The organism is Clostridium sp. C8, from assembly GCF_001010885.1.
GTDB lineage: Bacteria > Bacillota > Clostridia > Clostridiales > Clostridiaceae > Clostridium > Clostridium sartagoforme.
The window spans coordinates 45,812-65,273 of the sequence record NZ_LBMX01000042.1; the positions used below are offsets into that span (position 1 = coordinate 45,812).

Genomic DNA, 19,462 nt, shown 5'->3' on the forward strand with positions numbered 1-19,462 from the left:
AACTATATTTTAAAATGTATAATAATGTTCGTAAGATAAGTAGCTCATATAATATTGACAATAAGGGTCATAAGTTTCTACCAGGATACCGTAAACATCTTGACTATGAGTTTAATACTAATTAATTTACTATATAATTGTTAGTATTTATTAAAAAGCTGCTATGAGTTATCTGCTTAATAATTCATGCAGCTTTTTTTTATAAAAAATTAGGGGGTTTAAAAATGAAAAGCTTATCACAAGGACAAGGACTATTACCGATACTAGGAAACAAAAATGTAAATCTTAAAAGAGAGATAGTGGCTGGGATTACTACTTTTTTAACTATGGCTTATATAATTGCAGTAAATCCTAATATATTATCAGCAACAGGAATGCCAGCTGGAGCTTTAGTTACATCTACATGTCTAGCAGCAGCAATAGCTTGTATATTGATGGGGGTACTTGCAAATTTACCTTTTGCATTAGCTTCAGGTATGGGACTTAACGCATTTTTCGCTTTTTCAGTTGTTATAGGAATGGGAGTATCATGGGAAACAGCTTTAACAGCAGTATTTATAGAAGGTATTATATTTATATTATTATCATTATTTAAGGTAAGAGAAGCTGTTGTAAATGCAATACCAATGACAATGAAACATGCGGTTACTGCAGGTATTGGTATTTTTATAGCATTTATAGGTATGGTAGGAGCAGGATTAGTAATAAAGGATGATGCAACACTAGTTAAAATGGGCCATTTTTCACCAACAGTTATTATTGCATTAGTTGGAGTTGTTATAATAGCAGTATTAGACAAGAGGAAAATAAAAGGATCTATATTATTTGGTATATTAACTAGCACTTTATTGGCTTGGGGATATGCATTAATAAATCCAGAAGCAGCAACTAATTTAGGTATTTATTTGCCAGAAGGATTATTTAAATTTGAAAGTATTACTCCAATAGCAGGTAAATTAGACTTCAGTCAGTTCTTAAATATGGATAGTGCGCGTAATTTAATAGTTGTTGTTTGTACTTTCTTGTTTGTAGATTTCTTTGATACAGTTGGAACTTTAGTAGGAGTTTGCTCAAGAGCAAATATGTTAGATGAAAATGGCAATGTACCAAATGCGGGAAAAGCTTTATTAGTAGATGCGATTGGGACTACTATAGGAGCAATATTAGGTGTTTCAACTGTTACAACATATGTAGAAAGTTCAACTGGTGTTGCAGCCGGGGGAAGAACAGGATATACAGCAATTACAACAGGAATATTATTCTTAGTAGCAATGTTCTTTTCACCAATATTCATAGCAATACCATCATGTGCAACTGCACCAGCATTAATTTATGTAGGATATTTAATGCTTGGAGCTGTAAAGGATATTAAATTTGATAATATAACAGAAGGTGTACCAGCATTTTTAACAATAACAACTATGGCTTTAACATATAGTATTGGTGATGGTTTAACTATTGGAATATTATCATATGTAGTAATTAATTTAGTATATAATCTATTCTGTAAAGAGAAAAAAGATAGGACTAATGTATCTATAGTTATGATATTACTTGCAATATTATTTATAATTAAGTTAGCATTTATATAAATTATACAGAAAGGTAACTCTTTTCGTATTAGTAAATCCTAAGAAGGAAGTAGAATATTCTACTTCTTTTTTTAAATTATAAATTAATAAAAAAACAAATGTTAATAATTTGTAAACAAATTATTGACAATTAAGTAAAATATAAATTAATATTAAAATGTTCTTGTATTTTTAATATAATATAAACTTTGGAGGCATATATGGTTAAAAGTATGACTAGCTTTGGCAGAGCTAGTAGTGAAGAAGGAAATAAATTTTTATTTTCAGTGGAAATGAAAAGTGTAAATAGCAGGTATTTAGATTTAAATGTAAGATTACCCAAAAGTATAATTTCTTTAGAAGAAGAAATTAGAAGATTAATAAATTCAAAACTATCAAGAGGAAAAGTAGATGTATTTATTAATCAAAAAAGTTATAGTAGCGGAGATGGAATAGCTAAATTAAATTTAAGACTTGCAGAAAGTTATTATAACTGTTTAAGAGAAATAGAAGAAAATCTAAATATAAAAAATGATATAACAGCAACTCAAATTGCTAGATTTCCTGATGTCATAACGATTATAGAAGAAGAAGATTCAATAGACGAAATTTGGAAAGTTATTAAACCTCTTATAAATTCATCATTAGAAATGATGAATAATATGAGAATAATTGAAGGAGAAAAGCTTAAGGAAGATATTCTTCAAAAATTAATTGAAATAGAAAGTTTAGTACACAATATAGAAAATATAGCATATACTGTTCCAATTGCATATAAAAAGAAATTAGAGGTTAAGCTTAAAGATTTACTTGAAGGAATAGAAATAGATGAAGTGAGAATAGCACAAGAGATAGCTATAATTGCAGATAAGTCAGCGGTAGATGAGGAAATTACAAGACTTAAAAGTCATTTAAATCAAATGAGAAAAACTTTTAAAGAAGACGGACAAATTGGAAGAAAACTTGATTTTATAATTCAAGAGATGAATAGAGAAGCTAATACAATTGCTTCTAAATCTAACGATATGAATATGACAAATTATGTCATTAACATAAAAAACTTAATAGAAAAAATAAGAGAACAATCACAAAATATAGAGTAAATAGGAGGAGAACAATGGGTATAAAGTTAATTAATATTGGATTTGGTAATATAGTTTCTGCAAATAGACTTGTTGCTATTGTAAGTCCAGAGTCAGCACCTATAAAGAGAATAATACAAGAAGCTAGAGATAGAGGTATGCTTATAGATGCAACTTATGGAAGAAGAACAAGAGCTGTTATAATAACAGATAGTGATCATGTCATATTATCAGCAGTTCAACCAGAAACCGTAGCTCATAGGCTTGTAGCAAAAGATGAAGCTGTAGATGAGGTAGATGAATAATGCAGAGTAATAATAGAGGTGTTTTAATAGTTATTTCAGGACCTTCGGGAGCTGGAAAAGGTACTATTTGTAAGGCTTTATTAGAAAAGCATAAAAATATATATATTTCAGTTTCAGCTACAACAAGATCTCCAAGAAATGGAGAAGTAGATGGCGTAAATTATTACTTTTTATCCAAAGAAGTATTTAAAGAAAAAGTTGAAAAAAATGGATTTTTAGAATATGCTAATGTCCATGGAAATTTTTATGGTACTCCAAAAGTAAATGTGGAAAAAATGCTTGAAGAAGGAAAGGATGTTATTCTAGAAATAGATATTCAAGGAGCTCTACAAGTAAAAGAAAACTTTAGTGAAGGAGTATTTATATTTATTCTTCCACCATCAATGGAAGAATTAAAACAAAGAATTATAAAAAGAGGCAGCGAAACAGAAGAATCATTAATGACTAGATTTAAAAATGCATATAAAGAAATTAATTATGTTTCAAAATATAATTATGCTGTAGTAAATGATACTTTAGATCTAGCTGTATCAAAAGTAGAATCAATTATAGCAGCAGAAAAATGCAGAGTTGATAGAATAAAAGAAAATACAATTTTAGATTCCAAGGAGGGCTTAATTCATGAACAACTCTATGATTAATCCATCAATAATGGATTTACTTAAAAAGGTAGATGACAGATATTCACTAGTAATAGTTACTTCAAAAAGAGCAAGACAAATAATAGATGGAAGCGAACCATTAGTTGCAACTAAATCTAAAAAACCTTTAACTATTGCTATTAATGAAGTTAATGAAGGTGAAGTAGGATATGAAGCTATACCTACAAAAGAAGGTTTAAAATAATTATGAATAATAAAAAGTGTGTATGCATAGGCGTAAGTGGAGGAATTGCAGTTTATAAAGCTTTAGATATCATAAGTGCTTTAAAGAAGAAAGATATTGATGTAAGAGTTATTATGACTGAATCTGCAACTAAATTTGTAACTCCATTATCATTTCAATCATTAAGTCAAAATATGGTTGTAACAGATATGTTTGCAGAACCAAAAGCCTTTGAAATACAACATATATCACTAGCTAAAAGAGCAGATGTTTTTTTAGTAGCACCAGCTACTGCAAATATAATTGGAAAAGTTGCAAATGGAATATCTGATGATATGTTATCTACAACTATTATGGCAACTAGAGCAAAGGTTATCTTTGCTCCAGCGATGAATACTAACATGTATGAAAACATGATCGTTCAAGATAATATAGAAAAATTAAAAAAATATGGATATGAATTTATAGAACCAGCTTCTGGTAGACTTGCTTGTGGAGATATAGGTACAGGGAAGCTGGCAGATGTAAATACAATTGTAGAAAGAGTTTTAGAAGTACTTAACAATCAAGATAAATCTAAGGAATTACAAGGGAAAAATGTTTTAATAAGTGCGGGACCAACTCATTCCAAAATAGATCCAGTTAGATTTATTACAAATAGATCAACAGGAAAAATGGGATATTATATTGCAGAGGAGGCTAAAGCTAGAGGAGCTAATGTTACTTTAGTGTCAGGTCCAACTAATATAAACCCTCCTACAGGTATAAATGTAATAAATGTAACTACAAATGAAGAAATGAAAAATGCAATGTTAGATAATTTTAAAAATAGCGATATTGTTATTAAATCAGCAGCAGTTGCAGATTATAAAGCTAAAAACTATAGCAATGAAAAAATAAAGAAAAGCGAAGAGGATTTAGTTTTAACTTTTGTAAGAGATAACGATATTTTAAAGATATTAGGAGAACAGAAAAATAATCAAGTTCTTGTTGGATTTGCAGCAGAAAGTAACAATATAATAGAGAATGCTAAGAATAAATTACAAAAAAAGAATTTAGATTATATAGTGGCAAATGATATTACAAGTGCTGACACCGGATTTGGAAGTGAAGATAATAAAGTTATCATTATTTCTAAAGATGGAGAAGAAATATATTTAGATAAGATGAGTAAAAAAGAAGTTGCATCTAAAATCTTTGAAACTATATTAAGAAAGCGCTAAAGGGCGCTTTCTTCTATTTATAGAGTTAATATAACCTAATAAAAGGGTGATGAATTTGAAAAAATATGCAGAAATCATTATAAATAGTGATGCTTTAGATATAGATAAACCCTTTACTTATGAAATACCAGAAGAACTTAAACATGAAATAAAGATAGGACAATGGGTAAAAGTACCTTTTGGAGTTAAAAATTCTCTTGTAGATGGATTTATATTGTCTATAAAAGAGGAAGAAATAAAGGGGATTAGAATAAAGAAAATAAAAGCTATAGGAGCAGCAGAGTCACTTTTAAGTGAAAATGATTTAAAGCTTATTCATTTTATAAGAGAAAGTTATTTATGCAAGTATATAGATGCTATAAAGCTTCTTATTCCACAAGGAATATTAAAGGGAACTAAGAACAAGTATAAAATGGTTGTAGCTATTGGAGATAAATTTATTGATAGTGATATTTTAAATAAATATGAAGATATAATAAGCTTTATAAAAAATAATAATGGAAAATTTAATAAAAGTGAACTTGTGAATTTATATAAATTCTCATTATATAAAATTAATAAATTAGTAAGTGATGGATATTTAAAAATAGAAGAAGAAATAGTATATAGATATAATAATAAAAAATATATCGAATACAGTGAAAGAAAACTTACAGAAGATCAAATTAAGGTTTTAAACCAAATAAAAGATTCTAATAAAAAAATATTCTTACTAAAGGGAGTAACTGGTTCTGGAAAGACAGAAATTTATATGAAGCTTGTAAGTGAAGCTATTTCAAAAGAAAAATCTGCAATAATTTTAGTACCAGAAATATCTCTAACTCCACAAATGATAGAAAGATTTAAAGGAAGATTTGGAAGAGAAGTTGCAGTATTTCATAGTAAGCTATCAGATGGAGAGCGATATGATGAATGGTATAGAGTTAAAGAATGTAAAGCGAAGGTTATAATTGGTGCGAGAAGTGCATTATTTTTACCAGTTTCCAATCTAGGTGTAATAATAATAGATGAGGAACATGAAAATACTTACAAATCAGAACAAAATCCTAGATATGTAACAAGAGAAATAGCAGAATTTTTAAGTGAAGTTAAAGACTGTAAAGTTATATTAGGTTCAGCAACACCATCTATAGAAACTTATTATAGAGCTATTACAGGTGAAATAGAATTATTAGAACTTAATAATAGGGTAGATAATAAGCCTATGCCTATAATGGATATAGTAGATATGAGAGAAGAATTGAATAGTGGAAACATATCCATGTTTAGCAGAAAGCTTTTTACAGAAATTAAGGAAGCTTTATACAGAAAAGAGCAAATAATTTTATTCTTGAATAGAAGAGGCTTTTCTACTTTTGTATCCTGTAGAAGTTGCGGGTATGTATTTAAATGTCACAAATGTGACATATCAATGACGTATCATAAAAATGGATATCTTATATGCCATTATTGTGGGTATACTGAAAGGCAACAAAAAATCTGTCCAAAATGTAAAAGTAAATATGTTAAGCATTTTGGAGCTGGAACAGAACGTGTTGAAGAAGAAGTAAAAAAATACTTTAAAGATGCTAGAGTTCTAAGGATGGATGTAGATACTACAAGAAGTAAAAATGCCCATGAGGATATATATAATTTATTTAAAAATAGAAAGGGAGATATCCTTATAGGAACCCAAATGATATCGAAAGGATTAGATTTTGAAAATGTAACATTAGTTGGAATATTAGCTGCAGATATGTCTATAAACATACCAGATTATAGATCTGCTGAGAGAACATTTCAAATAGTTACACAGGTTGCAGGAAGAGCAGGGAGAGGAGCTAAAGAGGGGAAAGTTATTGTTCAAACATATAATCCAGATCATTATAGTTTAAATTATGCTAAAAGTTATAATTATGAAGGATTTTATAATGAAGAATTTACAGCAAGAGGTTTGATGTATTATCCTCCTTTTGGTAAAATACTATTAATAAATGCTTCTTCTAAAAATGAAAAAATATTAATGGATTTTATGGCGTTATTAAAAGATAATTTTGAAAAAATAAAGGATGAATATAATAATGTAGAAATGTTAGGACCAGTTTCGTGTATCATTTCTAAGATTAAAGATAATTATAGATGGCAAATTTTGTTTAAAGGTGAATTATCTTTAGATTTTTGTAAAAAAATTAAAGATAAACTTTATCAATTAAATAAGAATGTATATAATGAAGTAAAAGCAACTATTGATATTAATCCAAATAATTTGACTTAGGAGGTAGAAAAATGGCGATTAGAAATATAAGACAAAATGGAGATGAAGCATTAAGAAAGAAATGTAAGGCTGTTACTAAAATAACACCTAGAACAATAAAATTAATTGAAGATATGGCGGATACTATGTATGAAGCTGATGGAGTTGGGCTGGCAGCACCTCAAGTTGGTATACTTCAAAAAATATTTGTTATAGATGTTTATGATGACTATGGATTAAGAGTATTTATAAATCCAGAAATATTAGAGGTTTCGGGGACTCAAATTGGTGAAGAAGGATGTTTAAGTGTGCCTGGAGAAGCTGCAGATGTTGAGAGACCTAACTATGTAAAAGTAAAAGCACTAAACGAAAAAGGAGAAGAGTTCATCTTAGAAGCAACAGAGCTTTTAGCAAGAGCTATACTTCACGAGAATGATCATCTAAATGGTACTTTATTTATAGATTATTTAAAATAACTAAGGAGGATTAGCATGAAGATAGTATTTATGGGAACCCCAGACTTTGCAGTACCTTCATTAAAAAAAATAATTGATGTTTATGGAGTTGAAAGTGTATTTACTCAACCTGATAAACCAAAAGGTAGAGGTAAAAAAATATCATATTCACCAGTTAAGGAAGTTGCATTAGAAAATAATATTAAAATTTTTCAACCTACTAAACTAAAAGCTGATAAAGAAGCTTTAGAGTATCTAAAAAATTTAAAACCAGATTTTATAATAGTTGTAGCTTTTGGGCAAATATTGACAAAAGAAGTTTTAGATATTCCAAAGTATGGTTGTATAAATTTACACGCTTCTTTATTACCTATGTATAGAGGAGCAGCCCCATTAAATTGGGCTATAATAAATGGTGAAAAAAAATCAGGAAATACAACAATGTTAATGGATGTAGGACTTGATACAGGAGATATGCTTCTTAAAGATGAGATTGAGATAACTGATAATATGACAGCTGGAGAATTGCATGATTTATTAATGTATAGAGGAGCAGACCTTTTGTTAAATACTATAGATGGTTTATCAAAAGGAACCATAATTCCAGAAAGACAGTGTGAGGAAACCTTTTATGCAAAGATGCTAAATAAAGATTTGGGGAGGATAGATTGGAATAATTCTGCTAAAAATATTCATAACTTAATTAGAGGACTTAATCCATGGCCAATTGCACATACTACTTATGATGATAAATCAATGAAGATATATGAAAGTGAAGTTTTAGTAGAAAGTAGTAATAAAGAGCCAGGAACTATAATAAATGTATCTAAGGAAGGAATGAAAGTTTCAACAAATTTAGGGGTATTGTTAATTAAGAAAATTCAATTTCCAAATGGAAAGCCTTTAACTATAGAACAATATACAAATGGTAATGAACTAGAAATAAATAAAAAACTTATTTAGATTTTACCATAAATAATATAAATCTATATATAAAGGAGAGAAATTTATGTTTTATCCAGGATTTTTATTTGATTCAACTTATTTAATTTTGATACCAGCTATGATAATAGCTTTTTGGGCACAATTTAAAATAGACAGTGCATATAAAAAATATAAAACTGTTAGAACTTTAAGTGGTGTTACTGGTAGTGAGGTTGCAAGAAATATATTAGATGGTGCAGGACTTTTTGATGTAAAAGTTGAAAGATATAGTAAGCACCTTGGTGATCATTATGATCCTTCATTAAGAGTAATAAGGCTTTCACCGGAAGTATATGATAGTGCAACTGTAGCAGCTGCTGGAATAGCAGCTCATGAATGTGGGCATGCAATTCAACATCAAACTCATTATGCTCCTTTAGCTTTAAGGACGAAAATAGCTCCAGTTGTTAATATAGGGAGCTCAATATCAATATACTTATTTATGATAGGTATATTTTTAGGAAATCCATTATTTGCAAAGGTAGGTATAATATTTTTTAGTGGAGCTGTAATTTATCAAATTATAACTCTTCCAGTAGAATTTAATGCTTCGACAAGAGCATTAAATATATTAAAAACAAGAACTTTCTTATATGGAGAGGAATTAAAAGGAGCGCAAAAGGTTTTAGATGCAGCTGCAATGACATATGTAGCAGCAACTCTTATGGCTATTTCTCAACTAATAAGATTAATAGCTATAAATAATAGATATAATGATAATTAAGAGGTAGAAGGATGAACAGTAGAAAACTTGCAAGACAAATAGTACAGAGAGTTTTAGAAGAAGGAGCGTATTCAAACCTAGTTCTTTCAAATGAACTCAATACAAGAGATATAGAAGATAAAGATAAAGGACTTATAACAGAAATTGTTTATGGAACTTTAAGAAGAAAAAGAACTTTAGATGTGTTAATAGGAAATTTTGTTAAAGATATTAATTTAATTGATACAACCGTATTAAATATATTAAGAGTAGCTATTTATCAAATGTATTTTTTAGATAAAATACCTGAATATGCGGCATGTAATGAAGCTGTTGAAGAAGCAAAAGAAGTTTCTTTAGAAGCATCTAAACTTGTAAATGGAATTTTAAGAAACTATATAAAAGATGAAAAAGAAATTGTTGTTCCAGGAAACAGAATAGATGAACTTGCTTATAAGTTTTCTTTTCAACCTTGGATGATAAGGCTTTTTATAAAACAATATGGTGAAGAAAAGACTATGAAATTAATGTCAGGCCTAAATGAGACGCCAAAAGTTACTGTTAGAGTGAATGAATTTAAGGCAGAATATGATGAAGTTTACGAAAAATTGGAAGAGATTGGATATAATATTGAGGAAGGATATGCTTGCCCAGAAGGAATAGCAATAAAGGGTGGAAAAGGAATTGAAGATAATGCACTTTTTAAAGAAGGACTTATTACAGTTCAAGATGAAAGTGCAATGCTTGTAGCACCTTTATTAGATTTAAAAGAAGGAGATAAAGTTTTAGATCTTTGTGCTGCGCCAGGTGGCAAAACAACACATATTGCTGAATTATTAGGCAATACTGGTGAAGTTTTAGCTTTTGATTTACATGAAAATAAACTTTCTCTTATAGAAGAAAATGCAAAGAGATTAGGACTAAATAATATAGTGTGTAAGGCTATGGATGCAACTAAGCTAAATAGTGATTATATAAGCTATGGAGATAAAGTATTAATAGATGTACCTTGTTCAGGACTTGGTATAATAAGAAAGAAACCAGAAATAAAATGGAATAAAACAAGACAACAATTAAAAGATTTAGTTCCAATACAAAGAGAAATAATGGAAAATGCATGGCAATATTTAAAACCTGGTGGAACACTTGTATATTCTACATGTACATTAAATAAAGAAGAAAATGAAGAAAATTTACAATGGTTCTTATCAAAGCATAAAGATGCAGCTGTAGAAAAAGTATATATAGGAAATAATAGTAACTTTATATACAATGCAGATGGAAGCTTAACTATATTGCCAAATGATTCTATGGATGGTTTCTTTATGGGAAAAATAAAGAAAATAAAATAGGTGAAATATGAAAAACATTTTAGATTACAGTTTAGAAGAAGTTTCCTTATGGATGAAGGAAAATGAAGAAAGTGCCTTTAGGGCAAAACAAATTTTTTCGTGGATATATAAATATACTTGGAATTTTGAAGAAATGAAGAATTTACCTAAAAGTTTAATTGATAAACTTAGTAAAAATTTTTATATAGGAATTCCAGAAGTAGTAGAGAAATATGAATCAACTTTAGATGGTACTCAAAAGTTATTATTAGCTTTCGATGATGGAAACATCATCGAAAGTGTAATAATGAAATATAAGCATGGTAATTCAATATGTATTTCTACTCAAATTGGATGTAGAATGGGATGTAAATTCTGTGCGTCAACTTTAGAAGGAAGAGTTAGGAACTTAACGGCTGGGGAGATATTATCAGAAGTTATATTAGCTCAAAAGGTATTAGGTGAAAGAATTTCTAATATAGTATTAATGGGAAGTGGAGAGCCTTTAGATAATTATGAAAATGTTACTAAATTTTTAGATTTAGTAAATTCTGATTATGGATTAAATATAGGTCAAAGACACATAACTCTGTCTACTTGTGGGTTAGTACCTAAAATTTATGAACTGGCAGATAAAGGATATGCTATAACACTAGCTATATCATTACATGCATTTAGTGATGAAAAAAGAAGAGAAATAATGCCAATTGCTAATAAATATTCAATAAAGGAAATATTAGAAGCTTGTGATTATTACTTTAATAAAACGGGCAGAAGAATAACCTTTGAATATTCATTAGTATCAGGTATAAATGATGGTAAAGAAGATGCGAAATCTCTTTCAAAATTGTTAAGGGGAAGACAATGTCATGTTAATCTTATACCTGTCAATGAAATAAAAGAAAATACTTTGAAAAGGCCTTCAAAAAAAATTATAGAAGATTTTGAAAAAGTATTATCAGAAAGTGGAATTGAAGTTACAGTAAGAAGAGAAATGGGTAATGATATAAATGCTGCTTGCGGTCAATTAAGGAGAAATTTCTTAAAGTCTCAAATTTAGAGGGAGTGGGTATTGGTGATTGGTATAAAAAGTGACGTGGGTAACTTAAGAAACCTAAATGAAGATTATGCAGAATTTTATGAAAATGAAGAATTTAAAATTTATGTAGTAGCAGATGGAATGGGAGGGCATAATGCTGGTGAAGTTGCAAGCAAAACTGCCTCAAAGTCATTAATAAAATACATAAAAGATAATTTTAAAGATGAGAATAGTAGAAATATATTAGAAAAAGCTATTCAACATGCAAATTCAAAGGTGTATAATTTAGCACACTGCAATGAAACCTATAATGGAATGGGAACAACTTTAGTTGCATGTTTAATAACTAAAAATATAACTCAAGTTGCAAATGTTGGCGATAGTTCTTGCTTTGGAATAAAATCAAAGGAAATAACCAAGATAACAAAAGATCATTCTTTAGTTCAAGAACTTTTAGATTGTGGTAGCATCTCAAAGGAACAAGCTATAAATCATCCTCAAAAAAATGTTATAACTAGAGCAATAGGAACAGAAGAAGTTGTAAATATAGATCTATTTAGCATAGAAAAAAATAAATTTGATTATTTCCTTATGTGTAGTGATGGTTTAACAAATGAAATAGGCTTAGAAGAGATTTTATCATTTAAATTAGAAGAAAAAGAATTACAGGATATTTGTGAGGAACTTGTTAATCTAGCTAAATTTAAAGGTGGAAGAGACAATATAACTGTAATGTTATTTGGAGGAGAGGTGTAATATGAATGGAATTATACTAGGTGGCAGATATGAACTTCTTGAAAAAGTAGGGGAAGGCGGAATGTCTGAAGTTTATAAAGCTAAATGTAATAAGCTTAATAGATTTGTAGCAGTAAAAATATTAAAAAAGCAATTTGCAGACAATAAGGAAATATCCCAAAAATTTAAAAGAGAAGCAACTGCCATTGCAAATTTATCAGATACTAATATAGTTAATGTTTTAGATGTAGGTACTCAAGATGATATAGATTATATAGTAATGGAATATATAAGCGGAAAAACTTTGAAGGAGTTAATTAATTATAGTGGAAAGCTTAGTTATAATACAGCTATAAAAATAGCTCTTCAAATAGCTAAAGCTCTGGATTGTGCACATAAGAATAATATAATCCATAGAGATATAAAGCCACAAAATATATTAGTTACTGAATCTGGCGAAGTTAAGGTTACTGATTTTGGTATAGCAAAATCTACAGACTCACAAACAATAACAAATACTACAAGTATTATTGGATCAGCTCATTATCTTTCACCAGAACAAGCAAAAGGAACTTATATTGATTTTAGATCAGATATATATTCTTTTGGAATAGTTTTATATGAGATGGTAACAGGAAGATTACCATTTGAAGGTGATTCGCCAGTTACAGTTGCATTAAAGCATTTGCAAGAAGAGCCTATTCCTCCTAAAAATATAAATTCTGCTATTCCGGATAGTTTAAATAAGTTAATACTTAAAGCTATAGAAAAAGAACCAATAAAGAGGTATCAAAATGCTAAAGAAATAATTCAGGACTTACAAAAGATACAAGAAAATCCTGATGTAGTAATAGGCTCTCAAGTTGTAGATAATAGTGATCATACTATAATAATGAGTCCGATTAATAGTCAAAGTCAAAAGACAACTCATATTTCTAAGTTAGAAGATGATTATTATGATGATGAAGACGAAGAATATGATGAAGAATATGACGAAGACGATAAAGAAACTGTTAAGAAAAAAAAGAAAAACAAAAATGGTGTTAAAAAGGCTTTAATTGTAGTCGGAGCAATAATTTTAGTATTAATTTTAGGATCTATAGGATACTTCCTAGCAAATGGAAATAGTAATAAAGAAGTTGAAGTCCCTAATATAGTTGGAAAAACTGTGAATGAAGTTAAATCAGAAGTTGAAGCTTTAGGATTACAGATAAAAGTTAAAAGCACTGAAAAAAGTGATAAACCAGAAAATACTATATTACAAACAGACCCTAAATCAGGAACAAAGGTAAAGAAAGATTCAATAATTAATGTTGTAGTTTCAGCAGGAGAAGAACAAGTAGATATGCCTGATTTTAGAGATTATGAAAAAACAAATATTGAGAAAACATTACAAACTCAAGGATTTACTAATTATACTATTAAGGAAGAATATAATGATAAAGTAGAAAATGGGTATTTAATTAAACAAAGCCCATCTGCTGGTACTAAAATTAGTAAAAAAACTGAAATAGAAATAATTATAAGTAAAGGACCAGAAGTTAAACTTGTTAATGTACCTAATGTAGTAGGAGAAAAGGAAGCTAAGGGAAAAGAGACGCTAGAAAAGCTTAAGCTTGTAGTAACTATTAATTATGAAGTTACCAATGATAAAAGCCAAGATGGTGTAATATTAAAACAATCTGATTCTGATTCTCAACGAACCGAAGGAACCCCAATAACTTTAACAGTAGGAAAGTTTGAGGAAAAAATTATAGATATTGCAGGATTAGGCCTTGAAGCAGGAATGAAGGTAGATGATGCAATAAAAATACTTCTTAGAAATAATATATCTTATAAGATAATTGGTAGTGGAGATATAGTTGAAAGCTTTACTAAAGAAATAAAAGAAGGTCAAACAGTAGAAATAAAAGCAAAAAAATCAGAAAAGCCAGAGAATACTGAAAATCAACAATAGTAATAATGGAAATTATTTATAAAAATAAAAATCAGCATTTAAGCTGATTTTTATTTTTATAAAATTTATTTGCATTTTTTGGTGAAATCTGTTTATTATAAAATATAAAGATTAAATTTTTTGGAGGAAGTATGGAAGGAAAAATTATAAAAGGAATTGGTGGGTTTTACTATGTTAAAACTAAAGATGATATAATAGAATGTAAAGCGAGAGGAAAGTTTAGGCATAAGGATATGAAGCCTATGGTTGGAGATAATGTAGATATAAATATCTCTAATGGAAAAGGGGTAATTGAAGATATATATGATAGATCCTCGGAATTAATAAGACCTACCGTAGCAAATGTTACTCAAGCTTTTGTAGTATTTGCAGTAAAAAATCCAGATATTAATTTTGACCTTTTAAATAGATTTTTGATACTATGCGAATATAATAATATAAAGGCAATAGTATGCTTAAACAAGGTAGATTTAGCAAGTACAGAAGAAAAGGAAGAAATTAAAAAGAAGATTAATGATATTGGTTATGATGTATTATTCATAAATGCTAAAAAAGGGGAGGGGATTACTCTTCTTAAGGAAAGGTTAAAAAATAATGAAACTGTTTTATGTGGGCCATCAGGTGCAGGAAAATCTACTTTAATAAATACTCTTATAAATAGAACTCATATGGAAACAGGAGTTGTATCAAAGAAAATAGGTAGGGGTAAACATACTACAAGACACAGTGAACTTATAGAAATAGAAGGGGGTTATTTAGTTGATAGCCCGGGATTTTCCAATATAGATATTAGCTTTATGAATAAAGATGAACTTAGATATTGCTTTCCTGAGTTTGAGGAATATAATCATAATTGTAAGTTTAGAGGATGTCTTCACAATAAGGAACCTGAATGCTCAGTAAAGAAGGCATTACAAGAAAATAAAATCAATGAAATAAGATATAATTTTTATATAAGAATATTAGAAGAATTATTAGAGGGGGAAAAATACAAATGGTAAAGATATCACCATCAATATTATCAGCAGACTTTTCAAAATTAGGTGAGGAAATTATAAACGTAGATAAAGCAGGAGCAGATTTTATTCATATAGATGTTATGGATGGAAATTTCGTACCTAACATCAGTATAGGATTACCAGTAATAAAATCAATAAGAAATAAAACAACTAAGATATTCGATGTTCATTTAATGATAGAAAACCCTTCAAGGTATATAGATGATTTCGTAAATGCAGGAGCAGATATAATTACAATACATTATGAAGCGGAAAAACACATAGATAGAGCAATAGAATATATAAAGTCAAAGGGAATTAAAGCTGGTATATCATTAAATCCAGGAACTCCAACCTTTGTTTTGAAAGATATAATAAGTAAATTAGATTTAGTATTAATAATGTCAGTTAACCCAGGCTTTGGAGGACAAAAGTTTATACCATATTCTTTAGATAAAATTAGAGAAGTTAAAGAAATGAGCTCAAAGTTAAATGAAAACTTATTAATAGAAGTAGATGGAGGAGTAGATAAAACAAATGCAAAAGATATAATTAATGCAGGAGCAAATGTTTTAGTTGCTGGTTCAGCAGTATTTGGAGATGGAAAACTTAAAGAAAATATAGAAGTAATAAGAGGAAAATAAAATGAAGGCTTTAATAGTATCAGGAGGAAAAGCACCATCTAAGCATCTGTTGTTAGAATCATATAAAAAAGCAGATATTATAATAGGTGCGGATAAAGGTTGTGAGGTACTATACCAATATAATATATCTCCAAAATACATACTGGGTGATTTTGATTCGGCGGATAATAAGATAATAGCTTGTATGGAAGCCAATGGCTGTAAAAAAATAAAATACAAAAAGGAAAAGGATTTTACAGATACAGAAATTGCATTTAACTTAGCTCTTGAAGAAGGAGCAACAGAAATAATACTTTTAGGAGCAACTGGAACTAGATATGATCATTCATTAAGTAATATTGGACTTATGTTAAAAGGACTAAAGAAATCTATTCATGTTGAAATAGTAGATGATAATAATAGAATTTTTTTATGTGATAAAAGTATGATATTAAGAGGAAATAAAGGGGATATTATATCTTTTCATGCATATTGTGAAATAGTAAAAAATTTTACTATAAAAAATTCTAAATATGATTTATTAAATTATGATCTATCTTTGGGTGATGGTTTAACTACTTCTAATGAATTTGTAGGAAAAGACATAAAAATAACTTTTGATAGTGGAATTATAATGGTTATTTATTCTAAAGATTAAATAAAAAAAATAATCACTCATTTTGTTTATTTGCATACAATGTATATAAAGAGATGAGTGATTTTTTATGGAGGGAGAATTTATGAAGATAATAGCTATAAAATTACCAAGATTTATTTCAAATTTTATTAGATTTTTTAAAAGGAAAAGATAACTACATATGAAAAATGTATGACAAAATAATTAAATATAAAATAAAAAATGCAATTGTTAAAACCAATTGCATTTTCTATTTGAACTTATATTGCTCTTTGAACCTTACCAGATCTAAGGCATCTTGTACATACATGAACTGTTTTTGGTGTTCCGTTAACTAAAGCCTTTACTCTCTTTATGTTAGGAGCCCAAGTTCTCTTTGATTGACGATGTGAGTGGGAGTATTGAGTTCCAGATACAACCCCTTTATTACAAACTTCGCATCTTCTTGCCACTTGAAAACACCTCCTTATTTGTGAAGATAATTTCTCTTCAATAGGACAGATTAAATTTTAACATAGTAAGCCTTAGAAAAGCAATAGAAAATGAGAAAAAAATGAAAAAACTTTTAAATTAAAAAATATTTATATATATAATGTTATCTTCATATAATAAGCTATGTAAGATTTACTTGAATAATAAATATAAGTAATATAAAATATAGTATAAGGATATTTATAAGGAGGATTCTATATGGTAGGATATTCAAATGAACTTGGAAATATACATTATTCAGACGAAGTGCTTGCAAAAATAGTTGGACTTTCAACTATGGAGTGCTATGGAGTAGTTGGTATGGTTTCTAAGAATGCAACTGAGGGATTATGGGAATTAATGAGAATAGAAAATTTAAGCAAGGGTGTTAAGCTGAAATTTAATGAAGATAAATTAGTTATAGAATTATATGTTATGGTTGAATATGGAACAAAGATTTCTGTAATAGCTAATAACATAATACAAAAGGTACGTTATAGCGTGGAAAACTTTACTGGATTAAAAGTTTCATCTGTTACAGTAAATGTTCAAGCAGTTAGAGTCTAGGAGGTAAAAAGATGAAATATCAGAAAATAAATGGCCATGATTTTTATAACATGGTTGTTAATGCTAGCAACAGATTGTTAGAAGAAAGCGAATACGTTAATGCTTTAAATGTATTCCCTGTTCCAGATGGAGATACAGGAACCAATATGTCAGCTACTTTTAAGGCTGCAGTTAAAGAGATAGAAGGATTAAATTCTATGTCAATTGCTGAAACTTCAAAAAAGCTTGCTAAAGGGGCTTTAATGGGAGCAAGAGGAAACTCAGGAGTAATTCTTTCTCAAATATTAAGAGGTATTTCTAAGGGCCTAGAAGGAAAAAATGAAGTAGACGCTATAGAACTTGCTATAGCTTTTAAGGAAGGTAGTAACGCCGCATATAAGGCTGTTATGAGACCAACAGAAGGAACTATACTTTCTGTTATAAGAGCTGCCGCTGATGCAGCGATAGATACAGATGTAAAAGATATAGTAGATATTATGGACGTTATAGTAACAGAAGCTAAAATAATGTTAGATAAAACACCAGATTTATTACCAGCATTAAAGAAAGCTAAGGTTGTAGATTCAGGTGGAATGGGACTATATATTATTCTTAAAGGAATGTATGATGCCTTAAGAGATGATATTAAGGCTGAAATAAAGGATATTAAACCAGCAACTGCTAAAATGCAAGGTGCTCAAGGTACAGAAGATATAGATATTAAATTTGGTTATTGTACTGAATTTATAATTTTAGCAGATGCTAGTAAAGCTGAAAAATTTAGAGATGATATAACTCCTATGGGAGACTCACAAGTTGTAGTTGGATATGAAGATGTTATAAAGGTACATATTCATACAAATGACCCAGGAGCTGTTTTAGCAAAGGCTGTTAAATTAGGAGAATTATCAAAAATAAAAATAGATAATATGAGGGAAGAGCATAGGGAAGTACTTTTAAGCAAAGAAGAATATAAAGAAGCTAACATAGATGATTCAGCTCACTTTGAAGGTGAAGCAGCAGTTGAAGAGTTAGAACAGGAAAAGAAGAAATATGCATTTGTGGCAGTTGCAATGGGTGAAGGTATAACTAATATATTCAAGGATTTAGGTGTTGACTATGTTATAGAAGGTGGCCAAACAATGAACCCTTCAACTCAAGATATAATGGAATGTGTATCTAAATTAAATGCTGAACATATTTTTGTTTTACCAAATAATAAAAATATAATAATGTCAGCAAATCAAGCAGCTGAAATTGCAGATAAAGATGTCAGGGTAATACCAACAACTACAATACCTCAAGGAATAACATGTGTTACAATGTTTAATCCAGAACTAGAAGTTGATGAAAATGTAGAAAATCTTAAGGAAGCAAGAGAAATGGTTAAGACAGGTTCTGTAACTTATGCAGTAAGAGATACAGAAATGGATGGAATAGAAATAAAAGAAGGAAATATTCTTGGTTTGATTGAAGGTAAAATAAAGAGAGTTGGAGAATCTTATTTTGATATTACAGAAGAAATACTTTCTGATATGATTGACGAAGACAGTGAACTTATAACAATTTTCTATGGTGCAGATGTAACAGAAGAAGAAGCAGAAGAATTTGCAGAGAAAATAGAAGAAAAGTATGAAGAGTTAGATGTTCAATGCTATAAAGGAGCACAGCCTCTTTATTATTTCTTAGTATCAGTAGAATAATAAAAAAGCGCAAGTTTTTACTTTATTTACATAAGTAGAAA

At 28.9% G+C, this 19,462-nt stretch carries 20 protein-coding genes and 1 riboswitch; of the genes, 19 read left to right on the plus strand and 1 reads right to left on the minus strand.

Going from position 1 to position 19,462, the window contains the following annotated elements; translation table 11 throughout:
* Positions 1–24 precede the first annotated feature (24 nt).
* Positions 25–126, plus strand: a riboswitch (purine riboswitch).
* Positions 127–224: 98 nt separating this feature from the next.
* The 17 genes from AAT22_RS06115 (at position 225) to AAT22_RS06195 (ending at position 16,722) form a co-directional block, all read left to right on the plus strand.
* A complete protein-coding gene (locus AAT22_RS06115) occupies positions 225–1,592 on the plus strand; it encodes an NCS2 family permease (RefSeq protein ID WP_047000592.1) in 1,368 nt (455 codons plus the stop codon).
* A 200-nt stretch (positions 1,593–1,792) separates the two neighbouring features.
* Positions 1,793–2,674, plus strand: coding sequence for a YicC/YloC family endoribonuclease (locus AAT22_RS06120; RefSeq protein WP_016206428.1), 882 nt, complete (start codon positions 1,793–1,795; stop codon positions 2,672–2,674).
* A gap of 14 nt (positions 2,675–2,688) precedes the next feature.
* The gene (locus AAT22_RS06125) at positions 2,689–2,958 is read left to right on the plus strand and encodes a DUF370 domain-containing protein (RefSeq protein ID WP_008678315.1); all 270 of its coding nucleotides are present in this window, start codon (positions 2,689–2,691) and stop codon (positions 2,956–2,958) included.
* Positions 2,958–3,599: a guanylate kinase gene (gene gmk, locus AAT22_RS06130; RefSeq protein ID WP_016206427.1), complete on the plus strand. Its 642-nt coding sequence runs from the start codon at positions 2,958–2,960 to the stop codon at positions 3,597–3,599. Before AAT22_RS06125 ends, gmk begins: the two co-directional genes overlap by 1 nt.
* Complete coding sequence (gene rpoZ, locus AAT22_RS06135; protein WP_016206426.1) at positions 3,580–3,804, plus strand: DNA-directed RNA polymerase subunit omega; 225 nt, start codon at positions 3,580–3,582, stop codon at positions 3,802–3,804. Before gmk ends, rpoZ begins: the two co-directional genes overlap by 20 nt.
* Positions 3,805–3,806: 2 nt before the next feature.
* Positions 3,807–5,006 carry a bifunctional phosphopantothenoylcysteine decarboxylase/phosphopantothenate--cysteine ligase CoaBC gene (coaBC, locus tag AAT22_RS06140; RefSeq protein WP_016206425.1) on the plus strand — a complete coding sequence of 400 codons (1,200 nt, stop codon included), beginning with the start codon at positions 3,807–3,809 and terminating at the stop codon, positions 5,004–5,006.
* A 55-nt stretch (positions 5,007–5,061) separates the two neighbouring features.
* The gene (priA, locus tag AAT22_RS06145; protein WP_172655006.1) at positions 5,062–7,260 is read left to right on the plus strand and encodes a primosomal protein N'; all 2,199 of its coding nucleotides are present in this window, start codon (positions 5,062–5,064) and stop codon (positions 7,258–7,260) included.
* Between the two features lie 11 nt (positions 7,261–7,271).
* Positions 7,272–7,715, plus strand: a complete 444-nt coding sequence (gene def, locus AAT22_RS06150; RefSeq protein WP_047000594.1) for a peptide deformylase — start codon at positions 7,272–7,274, stop codon at positions 7,713–7,715.
* Between the two features lie 15 nt (positions 7,716–7,730).
* Positions 7,731–8,657 (plus strand): methionyl-tRNA formyltransferase, encoded by a 927-nt coding sequence (gene fmt / locus AAT22_RS06155; protein ID WP_047000595.1) that lies wholly within the window; start codon positions 7,731–7,733, stop codon positions 8,655–8,657.
* A 46-nt stretch (positions 8,658–8,703) separates the two neighbouring features.
* Entirely contained in the window at positions 8,704–9,402 is a 699-nt protein-coding gene (locus tag AAT22_RS06160; protein WP_047000596.1) for a zinc metallopeptidase, read from the plus strand.
* 11 nt (positions 9,403–9,413) lie between these two features.
* Entirely contained in the window at positions 9,414–10,733 is a 1,320-nt protein-coding gene (gene rsmB, locus AAT22_RS06165) for a 16S rRNA (cytosine(967)-C(5))-methyltransferase RsmB (protein ID WP_047000597.1), read from the plus strand.
* Positions 10,734–10,740: 7 nt separating this feature from the next.
* On the plus strand, positions 10,741–11,772 hold the full coding sequence (rlmN, locus tag AAT22_RS06170) for a 23S rRNA (adenine(2503)-C(2))-methyltransferase RlmN (RefSeq protein ID WP_047000598.1): 1,032 nt from the start codon (positions 10,741–10,743) through the stop codon (positions 11,770–11,772).
* A gap of 15 nt (positions 11,773–11,787) precedes the next feature.
* A complete protein-coding gene (locus AAT22_RS06175; protein ID WP_016206418.1) occupies positions 11,788–12,507 on the plus strand; it encodes a Stp1/IreP family PP2C-type Ser/Thr phosphatase in 720 nt (239 codons plus the stop codon).
* Position 12,508: 1 nt separating this feature from the next.
* Positions 12,509–14,443, plus strand: coding sequence for a Stk1 family PASTA domain-containing Ser/Thr kinase (gene pknB / locus AAT22_RS06180; protein WP_047000599.1), 1,935 nt, complete (start codon positions 12,509–12,511; stop codon positions 14,441–14,443).
* Between the two features lie 131 nt (positions 14,444–14,574).
* On the plus strand, positions 14,575–15,444 hold the full coding sequence (rsgA, locus tag AAT22_RS06185) for a ribosome small subunit-dependent GTPase A (RefSeq protein ID WP_016206416.1): 870 nt from the start codon (positions 14,575–14,577) through the stop codon (positions 15,442–15,444).
* Positions 15,438–16,085, plus strand: a complete 648-nt coding sequence (gene rpe / locus AAT22_RS06190; RefSeq protein WP_016206415.1) for a ribulose-phosphate 3-epimerase — start codon at positions 15,438–15,440, stop codon at positions 16,083–16,085. Before rsgA ends, rpe begins: the two co-directional genes overlap by 7 nt.
* Before the next feature lies 1 nt (position 16,086).
* On the plus strand, positions 16,087–16,722 hold the full coding sequence (locus AAT22_RS06195; protein WP_047000600.1) for a thiamine diphosphokinase: 636 nt from the start codon (positions 16,087–16,089) through the stop codon (positions 16,720–16,722).
* A gap of 239 nt (positions 16,723–16,961) precedes the next feature.
* Here AAT22_RS06195 and rpmB read toward each other — a convergent pair whose 3' ends face one another.
* Positions 16,962–17,153 (minus strand): 50S ribosomal protein L28, encoded by a 192-nt coding sequence (gene rpmB / locus AAT22_RS06200; protein WP_008678335.1) that lies wholly within the window; start codon positions 17,151–17,153, stop codon positions 16,962–16,964.
* A 238-nt stretch (positions 17,154–17,391) separates the two neighbouring features.
* Here rpmB and AAT22_RS06205 point away from each other — a divergent pair, with 238 nt between their 5' ends.
* The gene (locus AAT22_RS06205) at positions 17,392–17,739 is read left to right on the plus strand and encodes an Asp23/Gls24 family envelope stress response protein (protein ID WP_016206413.1); all 348 of its coding nucleotides are present in this window, start codon (positions 17,392–17,394) and stop codon (positions 17,737–17,739) included.
* 11 nt (positions 17,740–17,750) lie between these two features.
* Positions 17,751–19,421: a DAK2 domain-containing protein gene (locus tag AAT22_RS06210; protein ID WP_047000601.1), complete on the plus strand. Its 1,671-nt coding sequence runs from the start codon at positions 17,751–17,753 to the stop codon at positions 19,419–19,421.
* The last annotated feature ends 41 nt before the right edge of the window (positions 19,422–19,462 follow it).

Excerpts from the sequence above, each read along its gene's own strand:
- rsgA (WP_016206416.1), top strand. The coding sequence starts at position 14,575 with ATGGAAGGAAAAATTATAAAAGGAATTGGTGGGTTTTACTATGTTAAA.
- AAT22_RS06210 (WP_047000601.1), top strand. The coding sequence starts at position 17,751 with ATGAAATATCAGAAAATAAATGGCCATGATTTTTATAACATGGTTGTT.
- AAT22_RS06160 (WP_047000596.1), top strand. The coding sequence starts at position 8,704 with ATGTTTTATCCAGGATTTTTATTTGATTCAACTTATTTAATTTTGATA.
- AAT22_RS06120 (WP_016206428.1), top strand. The coding sequence starts at position 1,793 with ATGGTTAAAAGTATGACTAGCTTTGGCAGAGCTAGTAGTGAAGAAGGA.
- gmk (WP_016206427.1), top strand. The coding sequence starts at position 2,958 with ATGCAGAGTAATAATAGAGGTGTTTTAATAGTTATTTCAGGACCTTCG.
- AAT22_RS06125 (WP_008678315.1), top strand. The coding sequence starts at position 2,689 with ATGGGTATAAAGTTAATTAATATTGGATTTGGTAATATAGTTTCTGCA.
- rsmB (WP_047000597.1), top strand. The coding sequence starts at position 9,414 with ATGAACAGTAGAAAACTTGCAAGACAAATAGTACAGAGAGTTTTAGAA.
- def (WP_047000594.1), top strand. The coding sequence starts at position 7,272 with ATGGCGATTAGAAATATAAGACAAAATGGAGATGAAGCATTAAGAAAG.
- rpe (WP_016206415.1), top strand. The coding sequence starts at position 15,438 with ATGGTAAAGATATCACCATCAATATTATCAGCAGACTTTTCAAAATTA.
- coaBC (WP_016206425.1), top strand. The coding sequence starts at position 3,807 with ATGAATAATAAAAAGTGTGTATGCATAGGCGTAAGTGGAGGAATTGCA.
- rlmN (WP_047000598.1), top strand. The coding sequence starts at position 10,741 with ATGAAAAACATTTTAGATTACAGTTTAGAAGAAGTTTCCTTATGGATG.
- fmt (WP_047000595.1), top strand. The coding sequence starts at position 7,731 with ATGAAGATAGTATTTATGGGAACCCCAGACTTTGCAGTACCTTCATTA.
- AAT22_RS06195 (WP_047000600.1), top strand. The coding sequence starts at position 16,087 with ATGAAGGCTTTAATAGTATCAGGAGGAAAAGCACCATCTAAGCATCTG.
- rpoZ (WP_016206426.1), top strand. The coding sequence starts at position 3,580 with ATGAACAACTCTATGATTAATCCATCAATAATGGATTTACTTAAAAAG.
- AAT22_RS06205 (WP_016206413.1), top strand. The coding sequence starts at position 17,392 with ATGGTAGGATATTCAAATGAACTTGGAAATATACATTATTCAGACGAA.
- pknB (WP_047000599.1), top strand. The coding sequence starts at position 12,509 with ATGAATGGAATTATACTAGGTGGCAGATATGAACTTCTTGAAAAAGTA.
- AAT22_RS06115 (WP_047000592.1), top strand. The coding sequence starts at position 225 with ATGAAAAGCTTATCACAAGGACAAGGACTATTACCGATACTAGGAAAC.